Annotated in this window: 17 protein-coding genes; 9 read left to right on the forward strand and 8 right to left on the reverse strand. The window is 61.3% G+C overall.

Annotated features, from left to right (window positions below; genetic code table 11):
• Positions 1-69: 69 nt before the first annotated feature.
• Both HJC04_RS04695 and HJC04_RS04700 read right to left on the reverse strand, forming a co-directional pair.
• Positions 70-645 carry a peroxidase-related enzyme gene (locus tag HJC04_RS04695; protein ID WP_210632256.1) on the reverse strand — a complete coding sequence of 192 codons (576 nt, stop codon included), beginning with the start codon at positions 643-645 and terminating at the stop codon, positions 70-72.
• Positions 642-1,124 carry a CMD domain-containing protein gene (locus tag HJC04_RS04700; protein WP_210632257.1) on the reverse strand — a complete coding sequence of 161 codons (483 nt, stop codon included), beginning with the start codon at positions 1,122-1,124 and terminating at the stop codon, positions 642-644. The genes HJC04_RS04695 and HJC04_RS04700 overlap by 4 nt, the downstream gene beginning before the upstream one ends.
• A 163-nt stretch (positions 1,125-1,287) precedes the next feature.
• On the opposite strand from HJC04_RS04700, the gene HJC04_RS04705 reads away from it, so the two are divergent.
• Genes HJC04_RS04705 through HJC04_RS04730 form a run of 6 tightly spaced genes read left to right on the forward strand, consistent with a single transcriptional unit; the run spans position 1,288 to position 6,807 of the window.
• On the forward strand, positions 1,288-2,277 hold the full coding sequence (locus tag HJC04_RS04705) for a LysR family transcriptional regulator (RefSeq protein WP_405047653.1): 990 nt from the start codon (positions 1,288-1,290) through the stop codon (positions 2,275-2,277).
• Positions 2,274-3,749, forward strand: coding sequence for an NAD(P)-binding domain-containing protein (locus HJC04_RS04710; protein WP_221145005.1), 1,476 nt, complete (start codon positions 2,274-2,276; stop codon positions 3,747-3,749). Before HJC04_RS04705 ends, HJC04_RS04710 begins: the two co-directional genes overlap by 4 nt.
• A gap of 8 nt (positions 3,750-3,757) precedes the next feature.
• Positions 3,758-4,498, forward strand: a complete 741-nt coding sequence (locus tag HJC04_RS04715; RefSeq protein WP_221145007.1) for an amino acid ABC transporter ATP-binding protein — start codon at positions 3,758-3,760, stop codon at positions 4,496-4,498.
• Positions 4,499-4,513: 15 nt separating this feature from the next.
• A complete protein-coding gene (locus HJC04_RS04720; protein ID WP_221145009.1) occupies positions 4,514-5,332 on the forward strand; it encodes an amino acid ABC transporter substrate-binding protein in 819 nt (272 codons plus the stop codon).
• Positions 5,333-5,388: 56 nt separating this feature from the next.
• Positions 5,389-6,096 carry an amino acid ABC transporter permease gene (locus HJC04_RS04725; RefSeq protein WP_210632262.1) on the forward strand — a complete coding sequence of 236 codons (708 nt, stop codon included), beginning with the start codon at positions 5,389-5,391 and terminating at the stop codon, positions 6,094-6,096.
• Between the two features lie 18 nt (positions 6,097-6,114).
• Complete coding sequence (locus tag HJC04_RS04730) at positions 6,115-6,807, forward strand: amino acid ABC transporter permease (RefSeq protein ID WP_210632658.1); 693 nt, start codon at positions 6,115-6,117, stop codon at positions 6,805-6,807.
• A gap of 109 nt (positions 6,808-6,916) precedes the next feature.
• Here the strand turns inward: HJC04_RS04730 and HJC04_RS04735 are convergent, their stop codons facing one another.
• The 5 genes from HJC04_RS04735 to HJC04_RS04755 form a co-directional block, all read right to left on the reverse strand.
• Positions 6,917-8,122, reverse strand: a complete 1,206-nt coding sequence (locus tag HJC04_RS04735; protein ID WP_221145011.1) for an MFS transporter — start codon at positions 8,120-8,122, stop codon at positions 6,917-6,919.
• Between the two features lie 105 nt (positions 8,123-8,227).
• Positions 8,228-8,407, reverse strand: coding sequence for a hypothetical protein (locus HJC04_RS04740; RefSeq protein ID WP_210632263.1), 180 nt, complete (start codon positions 8,405-8,407; stop codon positions 8,228-8,230).
• A 3-nt stretch (positions 8,408-8,410) separates the two neighbouring features.
• Positions 8,411-8,713: a hypothetical protein gene (locus tag HJC04_RS04745; protein WP_221145230.1), complete on the reverse strand. Its 303-nt coding sequence runs from the start codon at positions 8,711-8,713 to the stop codon at positions 8,411-8,413.
• Between the two features lie 3 nt (positions 8,714-8,716).
• A complete protein-coding gene (locus tag HJC04_RS04750) occupies positions 8,717-8,983 on the reverse strand; it encodes a DUF2934 domain-containing protein (protein ID WP_210632265.1) in 267 nt (88 codons plus the stop codon).
• Positions 8,984-9,125: 142 nt separating this feature from the next.
• The gene (locus HJC04_RS04755; RefSeq protein WP_210632660.1) at positions 9,126-9,767 is read right to left on the reverse strand and encodes a UdgX family uracil-DNA binding protein; all 642 of its coding nucleotides are present in this window, start codon (positions 9,765-9,767) and stop codon (positions 9,126-9,128) included.
• A gap of 161 nt (positions 9,768-9,928) precedes the next feature.
• On the opposite strand from HJC04_RS04755, the gene HJC04_RS04760 reads away from it, so the two are divergent.
• The 3 genes from HJC04_RS04760 (at position 9,929) to HJC04_RS04770 (ending at position 12,789) form a co-directional block, all read left to right on the forward strand.
• On the forward strand, positions 9,929-11,392 hold the full coding sequence (locus HJC04_RS04760) for a phosphatidylserine/phosphatidylglycerophosphate/cardiolipin synthase family protein (protein WP_210632661.1): 1,464 nt from the start codon (positions 9,929-9,931) through the stop codon (positions 11,390-11,392).
• A gap of 95 nt (positions 11,393-11,487) precedes the next feature.
• Complete coding sequence (locus HJC04_RS04765) at positions 11,488-12,303, forward strand: endonuclease/exonuclease/phosphatase family protein (RefSeq protein ID WP_210632266.1); 816 nt, start codon at positions 11,488-11,490, stop codon at positions 12,301-12,303.
• A gap of 150 nt (positions 12,304-12,453) precedes the next feature.
• Positions 12,454-12,789, forward strand: coding sequence for a hypothetical protein (locus tag HJC04_RS04770; protein WP_210632267.1), 336 nt, complete (start codon positions 12,454-12,456; stop codon positions 12,787-12,789).
• A gap of 35 nt (positions 12,790-12,824) precedes the next feature.
• Here HJC04_RS04770 and HJC04_RS04775 read toward each other — a convergent pair whose 3' ends face one another.
• Positions 12,825-15,353: a HAMP domain-containing methyl-accepting chemotaxis protein gene (locus HJC04_RS04775; RefSeq protein WP_221145012.1), complete on the reverse strand. Its 2,529-nt coding sequence runs from the start codon at positions 15,351-15,353 to the stop codon at positions 12,825-12,827.
• Positions 15,354-15,414: the final 61 nt, after the last annotated feature.

Consider the following 15,414-nt stretch of genomic DNA (forward strand, 5'->3'; position numbering starts at 1 on the left):
ATCAGCTCCGGGCGCGACGGATCAACTCCAGACCGGGACGCGATGTGGAACTTCTGCCTGCCAAAGCACCTAGTCCTTGACTGGTTCGCCGAGCGTATGCATCAGGCGGTTCGCCCAGCCGAATATGGCGGACGACAGCACGAGGTCCAGGGCCTCAAGCTCGGAAAGACCGACGTCCGTCAGCGCCTGCGCGTCAGCTTGCGTTGCTTTCGGCGGCGTCATCGACAGATGGGCGGAGAAATCGAAGATGGTTTGAAGGTGCTCATCGAGTTCGGCGTCGAGCCCATCGGCGAAAATGGCGTCGATCACGTCAGTCCGCTTGGTATGGCTGATGAACCGGGAGGCATGGACGGCGGCGCAGTAGACGCAGCGATTGACGACGGAAGCAGCAGTGGCGCCTAGTTCGCGTTCTCCCGGTGAAAGCCCGTCCTTCCCGTACATGATCAGGTTGAACAGGGGTGAGCGGACAGCGAGGGATTCCGGGTCGTGCGCAAGCGTCAGGACGTAGGGGGAGATGCCCTTGTTGGAGGGCGTGACCTGCATTGCCTCCCGCTGCTCGGCGGTCGCAGTTTCAAGATCGACTGGAATGACGTAAGGCTGCCAGCGCGGAACCTGGGTGGTGAAGGTGTGGACGACTTCGCTCATTGTCTTCCTCCGATCAGCGCCAGCCCTGCGATGACTCGAACCTGATAATTTACGAAGGCCGCAAGCTCCGACAGCCGGACGATGTCGGCGTCGGTCGTTCCCGCACGGCGCAATCCTTCTATGTGGTCGCGGGTCGCTTCCTGCGGCGCGACCGTCAGTCGGTCCGCATGGCGGACGATCTCTGCGATGCGTTCATCGGTTGCGCTAGTACCCGGCTTAGCGAGCGGCGCTGTCGATGCCTCGGCGGCACGTTTCACCAGTTCGTCGTAGTGCTTCGCCAGTTTTTCGTTGTGGTTATGACGGGCCATACGGGCGGCAAGCGCCGCCCTGAGACCATACGACAGGCCACCGGGATCACGCGGAAGAAGGACTGCGTCGTGGGCGGCTTCGCTGAGGCGCAGGATCTCCGCCCGCTTTCCCATGGCTTCGGCAAGGGCCGAACCGGGTCTGACGGCGGCAAGAGTTTGGATGAGCGTCAAGGCAGGCTCCTTTCATCTCGCGGGAGAGCATTAGATCGGTCTGTTCATTATGTCAAAATAGCATGAAGGCTTGCAATCCATGCGAAATAATTATCTACTATCCGCTCAAATTATGGGAAGCCCATGCTTCCAAAAGCATGGCTGGCGGGAGTTCATGTTGAATATGAATAGAAACCCGTTCGACATTCGGCAACTCGAAGCCTTCGCGGCAGTGATGTCGGCTGGCAGCGTCACCGGCGCAGCCCGGCTGCTCGGCCGTTCGCAGCCAGCCGTGACGCGGCAGATCCAGGATCTGGAAGCCGATCTGGGCTATGCGCTCCTCCACCGAAGCGGTCCGCGCATCCAGCCGACGTCGCGCGGACGGCGCTTCCATGCCGAGGTCGAACGTCATCTCGCCAGCCTGACCCACATCCGCGAACGGGCCGAGGCAATCGGTCTTGACGAGCCCGCGACCTTGACCATCGCGGCAACGCCATCCCTGGCTGCAGGAATCTTGCCGGAGGCTTTGGCGGCCGTCTCGCCCGACCTGATCCCGCGTCATCTCCACGTCCAGGCGCTCGCCGCCGAAAACGTCGTGCAGGCGGTTCTCGCCCGGTCGGCCGATCTCGGCATATCGAGCCTGCCGCTCGAACATCCCGGTCTTGACATCCACTGGATCGCGGAAGCACCGTGCGTGATTGCCATCGGCGCCGACGATCCTCTCGCTGCGAACGATGTCGTTCGCCTGGCCGATCTGGCGGAGCGTCGCATCATCACGCTTGCGAACCCCTATCGGCTTCGTCATCGCGTCGACGAGGCGCTGGAACGGGCAGGGGTGGCGCCGGATCGCATCATCGACGTCAACGCCTCGCTGACTGCGCTCTCGCTGGTGCGCGCAGGACTTGGCATTGCCATCGTCGAGCCCGCGACCGTCTGCGGCGTGCCCCTCGATGGCATCGTCATGCGCGTGCTCGACCAGGCCATTCCGTTCCTGTTCGGTGCGATTACGGCGGCGGCGTTGCCGCTCGCACCGACCGTCGCCGCCGTAATCGATGCCGCGCGACTCGAGGCATTGAAGATGCCCGGCTGCCGCCTGCTGGAGGCGAATGGCATCGAAACCTTGGCGGACACGGTTTACGGGCAGGCGGCAATTCCCGAAGGAGCGCCCGCATGAGCGATCTCTCCACACATCCGGACAATCTTCACGCCCTCGAAGCGCGTCTGCGTCAGGACCTCACCTGGCTGGAACTGCCTGCCAAGGCCTGGGTTCCGGCGCGTGAAGTTGATGGCAAGCCTGTCATCGACGTCGTCATCATCGGCGGCGGCATGGCAGGCCTCGTCGCTTCCGGAATGCTGAAGCGCCTTGGCGTCGCCAACCATGTCACCCTCGACAAGGCACCTGCCGGGGAGGAAGGGCCGTGGGTCACTTTCGCCCGGATGCGTACCCTTCGATCTCCCAAACAACTCACCGGTCCCGCGATGGGACTGCCGGCGCTCACCTTCCGGGCCTATTATGAAGCGCGCTTTGGAAGCGCGGCGTGGGTGGCACTCGACCGGGCGCCGCGCGAGACGTGGATGGACTACCTGATCTGGTATCGGAAGGTGCTCGAGCTGCCGGTGCGCAACGGCGTCTCGGTCGATGCGATCCTGCCGCGCGACGACGGCATGCTCGACCTCGCCTGCAGCGAGAATGGCCGCACGGAAACGATCATCGCCCGCCATGTGGTTCTCGCAACCGGCCGCGACGGTCTCGGCGGCCCCTTCGTGCCCGACATCGCCGAAAATATCGATCGCAGGTTCTGGGCGCACACCGCCGATGCGATCGACTTCGCAGCGCTGCGCGGCAAGCGAGTAGGGGTGATCGGTGCGGGTGCGTCGGCGATGGACAATGCCGCGACGGCGCTCGAAGCCGGTGTCGCCCGCCTCGACATGTTCGTCCGCCGCAAGGAACTGCCGCGGATCAACAAGTTCACCGGCATCGGCAGCCAGGGCGTCGTCCATGGCTTCGCCGGACTGCCGGACGAATGGAAGTGGCGCTTCCTCGACTACGCCATGAGCCAGCAGACACCACCGCCGCGTCCGAGCGTGCTGCGCGTCAGCTCCTTCGAGCAGGCCCACCTTCATCTCCAAAGCCCGATCACCGGCCTGCAGCAGGACGGCGACCAGCTCCTCGTGACGACGTCGAAGGCCAGCTACCCCCTCGACTTCTTGATTTTCGGGACCGGCTTCAAGATCGATCTGACCAATCGGCCGGAACTGGCCGTCTTCGAACCCCACATCCGACTTTGGCGCGACCGCTTTCCGACGCCGGCCGGGATGGCGAATGCGGAGCTTGAAGGATCGCCCGATCTTGGCGAGGCTTTCGAGTTCCTTGAGAGGGAACCGGGTTCCTGCCCGGTTCTCTCGAAGATTCATTGCTTCAACTTCCCGGCGACCCTCAGCCACGGCAAGCTCACCGGCGACATCCCTGCAATCAGCGAGGGCGCCGACCGCCTGGCGCGCGGCGTCGTCCGATCGCTCTTCGTCGAAGACCGCGAGAAGCACTTTGCAAACCTCCGGGCCTTCGACACGCCGGAACTTCTCGGCGACGAGTGGTTCGATGCCGAGACCGAAGCGCTTTCCGAACTATCTTCCGAAAGGACCTGAGATCCGAAATGCTTGAGATCAAGAACCTGAAGCTGTCCTACGGTCGCACGCAGATCCTGAATGGCGTCGATCTCTCGGTGAAACGAGGTGACGTGGTTTCGATCATCGGTCCCAGCGGAACCGGCAAGACGACGCTGTTGAAGTGCATCAACCATCTAGCGAAGCCGGCATCCGGAACGATTGCCTTCGACGATATCAGGATGGACTTCGCGCGGCCGGACAAGACCGCCGTTCGGGCGATCCGTCTGCGCACCGCGATGGTGTTCCAGCAGTTCAACGTCTTCAAGAACATGACGGTTATTCAGAACGTCATGGATCCGCTGATGGTCGTACAGGGCAAGGCCAAGGACGAAGCCCGCGCCATCGCGCTGCAGGAGCTTGAGCGGGTGGGGCTTTCCGACAAGCTCGACAACTACCCGTCGCAGCTTTCCGGCGGGCAGCTCCAGAGAACGGGCATCGCCAGAGCGCTCGCGGTCAAACCGGACGTGATGCTCTTCGACGAGCCGACCTCGTCGCTCGATCCCGAACTCGTGAACGAGGTTCTCAAGGTGATCAAGGATGTCACGTCGTCGGGCATCACCTCGCTTCTCGTCACGCACGAGATGCAGTTCGCCAAAAACATCTCGAACCGCATCGTCTTCATGGACCGGGGTGTCGTCGCAGCCGACGGCAGTCCGTCCGAAATCTTCGACACGCCGTCCAACCCGCGCCTCGCTCAGTTTCTCAATTCCGAACGCGCGATCCAGTAAGAAAGGATGCCTGAAATGACTTCCATGAGTTCAATCTCCCGCCGTGGTCTCGGTCTCGCCGTAGCAGGCGTCGCGATCGCGTTCGCAACCGCGTCCTTCGCCGAGGACGTTCGGACGATCAAGATCGCCACCGCGGCGGAATCGAAGCCGCTCTCCTGGGGCGCGATCGGCGTCGAACCGCAGGGCTACGAGCCCGACGTCTTGAAGGCGATCAACGCCAAGCTGCCGCAGTACAAGTTCGTGATGGAGGGTGCTGCCGACATCGCGCAGGAGACGGGCCTCGCGACCGGCAAGTACGATGTCGCAACCGGCGGCTACTACCGTGCTCCCGCCCGCGAAAAGCAGTTCCTCATTCCGGAAGCGCCGATCGGCGCCAGCCTGATCAAGATCTACAGCCGCAAGGACAGCGGCATCAAGGAGATGAAGGATCTCGTCGGCAAGAAGATCGTGCCGGTGACGGCGGGCGGCGGCATCTACAAGTTCGCGACCGCATGGCAAGAGCAGAACCCCGACTACAAGATCGAGATCACGGCTTCGAGCGCCGGCATTCCCTATCCGGATCGCCTGAAGGAGGTCGAGAACGGCAAGTATGACGCGCTCGTCCTGCCGTCGAATCTCGGCGAGCAGACCGTGATCGACCAGCAGAAGCTGAATGTCCAGGCAAGTGAGCCGGTCGCGATCAATAATACCTTCGTGCTCATCCACCGCTCGGAAGAGAACAAGGCGCTCGCCGACGGCATCGACAAGGCTTTGAAGGAGCTCAAGGCCGACGGCACGCTCGCCAAGCTCTCGCAGAAATGGTTCGGCGAGGACATCACCACGTACATGAAGTAACGCCGGGCGTCGAAGCCGGCGACCAGGCCCAAGACTGAAAGAAGGAGCGTTCCCAAGTGGACCTTTCCATAATGATCCCCGAGTTGCTTTCGGCATTGCCGCTGACGCTTGCGATCACATTCACGGCCATGGCCGCCGGCTTCGTGCTGGCATTGATCGCGACGACGTTCCGGGTGCGCAGGATCCTTGTGATTAGCCAGTTGGCCGACCTCTACGTATCCTATGCGCGCAGCGTTCCCGTCGTCCTTCAGTTGTTCGTCGCCTTCTACGGGCTCCCCGTGCTCGTCGGCCTATTCGGTATCGGCGACTTCGTCTCGCCGACGATCGCCGCCATGCTGGGCCTCAGCCTCTACCATGGCGGCTATCTCTCGGAGGTCATGCGTCCGGCCTATCTCGCAGTCGAGCGAGGCCAGCACGATGCGGCGGACAGCTTGGGCTACACCTTCCGCCATAAGCTGCTGCGCGTCATCGCTCCGCAGGCCGTCCATATTGCGCTGCCGGGGTATGGAAACTCGATCATCTACCTGATCCACAACGTGGCGCTTGTCATGTACATCGGCGCGGCCGACGTCATGGCCACCGCCCACCTCGTCATGGAGCGGGACTACAACCAGTATCAGTTCGAGACCTACCTCGTACTGGCGGTGCTGTACTCGGTCCTTTGCCTCATCGCCTGGGCGACCGTTCGGCTCTTCGAGCGCCGCTCCGGCAGGTACGTACCAGGCGAAAAGACAGTCCGTGCCCCATTGATGGCCAGCGTCTGATCGAGGAAGGAAGTCATGATTTTCGACAGCGAAGTTCTTCTCCCCGACCTTTATGAGATCCTGGGCGCTGTGCCGCTGACGCTTGTCATGGCGCTCGCCATCTTCGTCCTGTCGACGGTCGTCGGCAGCTTGTTCGCCATGGTCGAGTATCAGAGGATCCCGGTGCTCCGCCAGCTCGTGATCGCCTACAAGGTGGCGTTCAAGGGCGTCCCGATGGTGGTGGTGATCTTCCTTGCCTATTATGGACTTCCGTCGACGCTGCGGTTCCTCACCTCGCTCGTCGGCGTGGAGTACAATGGTCACTCGACGCCGAACTGGGTGACGCTCATCGTCGCCCTGACGGCCTGCGTCGCGGCTTTCCAGGCGGAGGTGGTCAAGGGCGCGCTGAACTCGTTCGACACGGGGCAGGCGGACGCCGCCTATTCGCTCGGCTACAAGAAGAGCCAGCTCTTCCGCCGGGTCATGCTGCCGCAGGTTATCGTCGCGGCCATCCCGGATCTCGCCAACTCCTTCATGGTGATCATGAAGGCGCTGTCGCTAGGATTCGCCATCGAGGTAGTCGACATCTTCGCACAGTCGCAGTTGACCGCGGCGCTGAACTTCTACTATCTCGAAGCCTTCCTGGTTGCCGTGGTGATCTACATGGTGATCGCCTATGCCGTGACCCAAATCGCCGACAGAACGGAACGAGCGCTCAGAATACGAACCTGAGGGGCATAGGCGCGTTGCAGCTGACGCTGCTCGCGCCCGCGGCGCAGCGTCAGCGCTGCGTTTTACGGGCGGTAGCCGATGAACTTCCGCCCGAGGCAGGCAGTGCACTTCAGGATTCCTCGGGCGGCTTGAGATGGCGGAACTGCAGCAACAGCAAGAGGTCGTATATGATCTTCAGGCCGGCGCAGATGACAAACGGCCAGGCCCGATAAGACGCGGCAAAAAGAGCACCTGCCAGCGCAGGGCTGGCCGCCGATGCGAGGCTGCGCGGCACCGATGTGAAGCTTGCGGCAGCGGCTCGCTCCGCCTCAGTGACAACAGCCATCACGTAGGAAGAACGGGTTGGCACATCCATCTGCGAAAGCGCGGCCCGGACCAGCAGCAAGGCAAGCACCAGTGGCAAGGTGGGGGCGAATGCGGCAAGGCCGAGGGCAAGGCTGGACGGGATGTGGGTGAACACCATGGTGTTCACGAGTCCAATCCGCTTCGATAGCCGGGCGGCGACAGGAAACGAAAACGCCGACAGCACGCCCGTCCAGAAGAAAAACACTCCAGCCTCGGATAGCGAAAGATCGAATCGTTCGAACAGCCACAGCGCGAGCAAGGACTGGACCACGAAACCTCCGGCAAAGGCATCGAGACTGAAGAGGGCTGCGAGCTTCATGACAATGGCCCGCGAAGGCCCGAGTGCCGCCGGCTTGTGGTCTTCGTGCGTCACCGCGCGAGGCGGTATGCGGGCATAAAGAAGGCCGCCGAGAATGCCGACGAGCGCATAGACAACGAACATCAGCCTGATCGAACTCAGTTGCGTCATCCCGAGCCGCATCATGACATCTGGCAGCGCCGCAGCAAGCGCGCCGCCGGCGCTTGCGAGCGCCCCGACCAAGCTATAACGCGCAAACATTCTCGTTCGATCGGCGTTGGTCACCTCCCGGGCCAGGACCGCATGTTCAAGCGGCACGAAGATGCTCACGCTGCCTGCCGACGGATTGATCGTACCGGCAAAGGCGACGGCGAGCAGCAGCGCATAGTCGCTGATCATCGGCATAGCGAGACCGGTGGCGACCATCAGGCCGGCGGCGGCCAAAAGCAGGCGGCGGAGATCATGATGCGCGCCGAGAAAGCCGATGATGATCGTCAAAAGTGCGGATCCGAAGAGGGATGTCGTCGCAATGACGCCGACCTGCAGGGGCGAAAATCCAAGAGCAAGGAGATAGACCGGCAACAGGATGGCCACGAAACCGTCGCCGAAGTCGCGCAAGGAGCGCGCTGCAAAAAGCCATGTCGTCGGCTGAACGCTTCGGGCCTGTCCCATTGTCCTCGATCTCATCCTGCTTTCCGAAAATCAATTCCGATTTTCGGGCCGATGCGCCAGATCCACCCTACTTTTTAACCGCGCGCGGGCGCCAGCTGAGAACCGTTATTTCCGGTGGAATTTCTGCGACGCTGCGAAGGCGCGGCCGATGTCGAAGGAGGGCAGTTGCAGCGGCGTACGGGACTCGCGGAAAACCAGACCGACGAGCTTATCGACGACCAGGATGAAGCCGAGCGCCAGACCGAGATAAAGCAGAGCGGCGATGAGCAGGAGCGATATTTCCATGGCTCACACGTTGGAAGCGTGGCTGCGGGCGGCAAGAGGCGCGACGACGAGCATTTCGATACGATCGTTCATGGCTGCCTCCCTCGTTTCGCCATAAACAGTTTTTGTATGATCCCCGGCTTGCGGGCGAAGGCTCAATTTTTTCGGAGGCCTCAAAGCTTGCAGCGTCATCCGGCCCTTGTTCACCCCCCCGCGCGGAAAACCCGCCTGCAAGCTTCCATAAAACACAGATGATTCAGACATATGACAAAGAGAGGCCGAAGGGCGCCACGGTGACGCCCTTTCAACGATGTCAGCGGTTTTCAATATTCAGGTCGCCGTCTTGCGGCTTGCAGTCCGCTTGGGCGCCGGCGTGACGACGCCGTTCGTCTTGGCGCCTGGGGCGGCCTTCGTGGTCGTTGCGGCGCGCTTGACCCTGGGTTTGGCCTCTTTGCCGTTGGAAGAGGAGCCTTCGAGCGCGTCGCGCTCGTGGCGTGCCTGTTCCCAATGGATGGAATCCCGCCCTGTCGGATAGCCCTCTTCTTCCCAGAGGGCATATGCACGTTTCTTGATCCACTCTTCCCGAGTTTCTGCCATCGCTGATCTCCAGTCACATTTTGCCGTCGTTCGAACGCGATACTGGCAGGATGGTTCCAGAGGAGGAGCCCGGTTTCAAGCGAAATCGAACCGCAACCGCAAATATTTCGCATTGCAGCATATCAAGGTTGAGAATCGGCATTCATCGAAGTTGAAATTCCGCCGCCTTGTGCAGATCTGACACGAATGCCTGGCGCTGCTTTTGCTGCTCGGCCTCATCGCGAATTCTCAGGAGATAAGAGGGGTGGATTGTCACCAGAACCGGGGGATGGTTTGCAGGCTGCAGGACATGACCGCGCTCGGGCGTCAATTTCGCCTTCGGCCCGAGCAGCGCATAGAGGGCGCTCGCGCCCAGCGCCACCACGAGTTTCGGCTGCAGGATGTTGAGCTCCGCGCCAAGCCACCAGGCGCAACGCCTTATCTCGCCGGCATTGGGTTTCGCATGCAGGCGCCGTTTGCCGCGGGGCGTGAACTTGAAGTGCTTGACGGCATTGGTGACGTAGCAGCGTTGACGGTCCAGACCGGACTCGTCGAGACAGAGGTCGAGCAGATGGCCTGCCGGGCCGACAAAGGGCCTGCCGGTGATATCTTCGCGGTCACCCGGCTGCTCACCGACAAGGACGATCTCGGCCTTTCCCGGGCCTTCACCAAAGACGATCTGCGTCGCATTGCGATAAAGGTCACAGCGGGTACAGTCCTCGGCCTGATGCCGGAGTTCGGTAATGCTTTCTGCATCCGCGACTTCGAGCGCCAGGGCAGGACCAATGTTTGCGGCGATGTTCACGATGGCAATCCTCATCTCCTGAGGAGGAATCGATCTCAACCGGGATTGTTCCCGCGATCGAACGGGGACTCCCGGCAAAACAATCCCGAAGAAAAATTTCGCGCCATGGGGGAGCGGCTGCATAATTGAACGCCGCCGTTTCGCGGCTATATTGGCCAGCGATGTTCTATCTCCTGTCGACCTACTGGCCGCATATCCTCTTTGTCGTTTCGATCGCCATGGGAGCCGCGGCGGCGATTCATGCCGCCATGACCAAGGAGGAGGTGCGCGCGGCAATCGGCTGGGTCGGCGTCATCATCCTCTCGCCAATCGTCGGTGCGCTGCTTTACGCGATCGCCGGCATCAATCGCATCCGCCGCAAATCGCTGAGCATTCGCCGCGACGCCCTGCTGCTCGCGCCGGGGACCGACGAGCTGGAGACGTTCGACGCCGACGCCGAGACCGTGATCAGCCAGTTCGGCCGCCGCTTTGCGGCGCTGCAGACGCTGGGCGACCGGGTGACCCGCAACCCGCTGACCTCGGGCAATACGATCGACATGCTGGAGACCGGCGACGAGGCCTATGCCGCGATGAAATCCGCCATCGATGAAGCGAGGCGCAGCATCCTGCTCGAAACCTACATCTTCGACCGTGATGTCATTGGTCTGCGGATCGCCGATGCGCTGATTGCCGCGGTGAAGCGGGGTGTGACGGTCCGGGTGCTGATCGACGCCGTCGGCGCGCGTTATTCGGTGCCGAGCATTCTCGGCCATCTCAAGGAGGGCGGCGTCACCGTCGCCGTCTTCAACGGCAATGTCATCATGGGCTTGCGGCTGCCCTATGCCAATCTGCGCACCCACCGCAAGATCCTGATCGTCGACGGACGCATTGCGCTGACCGGCGGCATGAATATCAGGGCGGGTTTCAGCGAGGAGGCGACGGGCGAGACCTTTGCCCGTGATACGCATTTCAGCGTCACCGGCCCCGTCGTCACCGATCTCTTCGATCTTGCCGCCGAAGACTGGCGGTTCACCACCGACGAACTGTTGAACGACGAGGCCTGGCGCATCGAGCCGCCGCCGCGCAGCCCCGGCGACCCCATCCTGATGCGCATCGTCGCCTCAGGGCCGGACCGCAGCCTCGAGACCAACCATAAGATGCTGATGGGCGCCTTTTCGGTTGCGCGTCAATCGATCCGCATCATGTCGCCCTATTTCCTGCCGGACCGCGAACTGATCAGCGCCCTGGTGACGGCGGCGCGGCGCGGCGTTGAAGTCGATATCGTCGTGCCGGCTCTCAACAATCTCATGCTGGTCGACCGGGCGATGACGGCGCAATTCGATCAGATCCTCAAAAATTATTGCCGCATCTGGCGCTCGACCGGCAGCTTCAGCCATTCGAAGCTTCTGACGATCGACGGCACCTGGGCCTATGTCGGCTCTTCCAACCTCGATCCACGTTCGCTCAGGCTGAATTTCGAGGTCGATCTCGAAGTGCTGAATGAGGGCTTTGCCGCCGAGATCGACGAGCATATCGAGGAAATCCTGAAATCGGCAACGCTGGTGACGCTGGAAGGCTTACGCGCGCGGCCCTTCCCGGTGCGGCTGATCGAGAAGGTCCTGTGGCTGGGTTCGCCCTATCTCTGACGGATTTTTTGCATTCCGACATGGCAAGTTCCGCGCGGCCGCCTATACTGCCGAGTGAGTAGCCTCTTTGATCAACGGAACAAGTGCGCCTCCCGATGCACGCCAGGAAAGACAGTCTTCCCGCCAGCATTCTCGCCTCGATCAGGAGCAGGAAAAAGCGGCTTGACGCGGCGCATATGGAGGCAAGGCCGCGCAGCGCCGGAACGTTGATCGCCTCCTACAATGTCCACAAGTGTGTCGGTACTGATCGCCGCTTCGATCCGGAGCGCACCAGCCGGGTGATCCATGAAATCGGTGCCGACGTGATCGCGCTGCAGGAAGCCGACACACGCTTCGGCGAGCGCACGGGCATTCTCGACCTCGGCCGGCTGGAGCGGGAGACGGGGCTAATCCCTGTGCCGGTCGCCGGAATGGCGAAGGCGCATGGCTGGCACGGCAATGTCGTGCTGTTCAAGAAGGGGCTGGTGCATGACGTGCACCAGGTCAGGCTGCCGGGGCTGGAGCCGCGCGGTGCGCTGGTCGCCGAAATCGAGCTGGAGGAGGGCGGGGTGCTGCGCATCATCGCCGCGCATTTCGGCCTGCTGCGCCACAGCAGAGCCCAGCAGGCCCGGACCCTCGTCGAACTGATCAACGACAGGCACGAGATGCCGACCATCCTGCTCGGCGACCTCAACGAATGGCGGCTCGGCGACCGCTCGTCGCTGAACACCTTCCAATCCGCCTTCGGCGAGCTGCCGCCCGCCGTGCCGAGTTTTCCCGCCGGCCTGCCGCTGCTGGCGCTCGACCGCATCATCGCCAACCGCAAGGGCATCATCTCCGAGGTGGAGGCGCATGATACACCGCTCGCCCGCATCGCCTCGGATCACCTGCCGATCAAGGCGCTCGTTGACCTGACGCCGGTGGGTGGGTAGCATCTCTAAGCTGATGTTTCGAAAGCTCCCGACGAGTATGATGCGTCTGACACTCCTTTGATAACTGCCTCGACTGCGCTTAAGAGGTCGCCCACTCCATCAATGCGTTCTGGGCGTGAAGCAGGAAAGCCTTTGCCTCGCGGAAACGACATGTCGGATTTGATGTCGCGTCTGCGCCACTTCCTGCCTCTCGCCACTGGTGGACAAGGCAAAAAGATTGTGTTGCGGCGCCCTTGGTCGAGGAGCGATGCCGACACCTATAAGGCCGCCAATTCGCCTTCTTCTGCGTCACTGGGCCATGGGTCTGTGACAATCACGTCCGCAGCGATGCCGACGGCGTTCAGAACCGTCAATGCTCCTTATGCGCCTAACTGGCTCAGTCCTGACCAACAGCCGTTGGCCACAAATCGTGATCGTCGGGACTTTGTGGCATACCGAGCTCACGCTGATGACGACGTGCAGCAGGCGCTGATGATTCACATTTGAAAGCAAGTCAAAGGGTCTGCGAATACACGCTGCCGTCATGCGGCGGCCTCGTAGCCTCTAGAAGCCGGGCTCTCAGGGCCTTCAAGCTGAAAGCGTGCGATCATCTCGGTAAGTGCGAGCGCCTCTGACGATAGCTGTTGCGTGGCGGCATTGGTCTCTTCCACCATCGCCGCATTTTGCTGCGTCATACGATCAATATCGTTCACCGACGCATTGATCGAATTGAGTGTCGTCGCTTGATCGCGGCTTGACGCGGCGATCAGTTCAATATGGCCGACGATGTGGACGATCTCGGTGGAAATCTCCATCAGCGCATCGCCAGTGCGGCCGACGAACTCGGAGCCCGACGCAACCTCTCGGACAGAATTGTTGATGAGCTCGCCGATTTCCTTGGCTGCGCGAGCCGATCGCTGCGCCAGCTCCCGCACTTCCTGCGCCACGACTGCAAAGCCCTTGCCGGCCTCGCCCGCTCTCGCCGCTTCGACTCCCGCATTCAGGGCCAAGAGATTGGTCTGGAAAGCGATGGAATCGATGGCGCTGACAATCTGTACGATCTTGCCCGACGCGTCCTCGATCCGTCCCATAGCCGATACTGCGTTTTGGACCACCGAAGCCGAGGCGTCGGCGCCTTGTTTGGCGCGTTGGACAAGCGCCAGCGCTGCTGCTGCCCGTCCTGAAGAGGTGTTGACGGCGGAAGAAATCTCCTCCACAGCCGCTGCGGTTTCTTCAAGAGCAGCCGCCTGCTTTTCAGTCCGACTGGCCAAGTCTTCGACGGCTTCCGCCATCTGGCGGCCATTATTGCTAATGAGGGAAGACGTCTCACGGATCTCGCAGAGGGTCTCTCTGAGACCCGCCACCGACATGTTGAAATCGGTGCGGATCCGATCGAGCTCAGGGGCAAAGGGCGTATCGATCGCAAAATTCAACTGCCCGCGCGACAGCCGCGTGAGCCCTTCCGCCAGCGCCTCGATTGCGGCATCAACCTGAACCTGTGCGTTACGTCGCTCGAGTTCGTTGCGGGCGCGCTCAGATTCTGCCTCACGACGCGCGATCTCGGCCTGTTGTTCCATTTCGACTTTCGACAGCGCATTTTGTTTGAAGACCGAAAGCGCACGGGCCATTTCCCCGATTTCGTCGGCCCGTGTCTCGCCCGTTATTGTGGTGTCGAGCCTTCCCTCGGCGATCTTGCGCATCGCTGCGGTAATCTGGGCGATAGGTCCCTTCAGTGTGAAGACCAGCGCGGCACCTGCGGCCATGGCAATTAGGATGCCGATGACAATCGCGCCGCCGGATATCCTATTGGCCTGTTGACGATCCTGCCCAGCATTTTCCTTCTGCGTCTCGGCGAACTGCGCAAGCAGGTTCCAGGTGTTGTCGATCTGCTCCGCGGCGCGGTCGAACTCAGCAAGCTTGCGGAGCGCACCGTCGGAGAGCGCTGCCGCGTTCGCCGCAAGCAGATCGAGAACGGGTTGAGCCTTCTTCGGAATCTCGGCAAAAACCGGATCGTCGGTCACCACGCCGGCGAGACGGCCGAGCTCGGTCTGATACATGTAGATTGATTGCTGGACTTTCTTCACTCGCGCGTCGTCTGGCTTGCCTGCAAGTTCGGCGAAGCCGACGCGGATCTCGTTATTGCTGTTAACGATAGCACGCAGTTGGTTGCCGACATTCGTCGCCTGAGAGATATCCTTGTCCGACGCGGCAAGCGCGAGTACTGAGGTCCGCATCAGGTCGTCGCCAATTGTCTTGAGACTGTCCCCAATAGCAGCAAGATTAGCGATGGCGGTATCCGTTGTCGGGACATCCAAAGTGTCTGGCGACGCCTTCGAAACGTTAAGGATGGCATCTACCGCAGCGGCATACTGCGTTGCGAGGGCTTCTCTGTCGGTCCCTATCGCAGGCGAAAGCTGCTCCCTTGTCTTCTGCAAATCGGGCGCATATTTGGCTAGAAGGCTAAGCTTGTCAGCCGACGTTGTAGCGTTCGTATAATCATTGCTAAGTTTTGTCGCAACACTGGCGGCCGCGGTGATGGAGACGGCGTTGCTGAGGCCGCTCTTGTTGGCATTTTCCATCTTTTTCGCACTCGCCATCAGCATGAACGAGCGCTTGCCAACCTGCCCTTGCAGGTCAAGAAGCGCCGCGGAAGCAGCGTCCACGTCGCTGAGAATTTTCTGCTGTCCCGTTTCGATTTGCCAGATCGCTTCGATCTTTTGCGGGATGATTTGCGACTGATCGAGCGCGCGGTCGAGAAGCCCCACATCGGTCGTCGGCCTTAGAGTCTCGATCGTCTGCTTCAGGTTTGCCAATTGCTCTCGGGCGTCCGCAAGCGCGGTGTCACGAGCTTCCTGCGACGGCTTCATCAGAAAGCCGGTCATGCTTGAAGAAACAAGCTTGAACCCGTTCAGAGACTGCAAAATATGGTTGGAGATCTCCATCCGACCTTCGAGAAGGCTCGACGCGTAGTACCCAGTCAACCCTACTGCGCATAGGCTAATGACGAATGGCGCCAAAAGCGCGAGCACCTTCGTCTGAATGCGAGCCCGCCACATCAACCCATGTACCATATATGCACCCCCCAAATTTGAGGTAAAGCTGCCATCCTTTTCTTAAGGACCGATGAAGGGA

Source organism: Rhizobium sp. NLR8a, assembly GCF_019685235.1.
In the GTDB taxonomy this organism is placed as follows: domain Bacteria; phylum Pseudomonadota; class Alphaproteobacteria; order Rhizobiales; family Rhizobiaceae; genus Rhizobium.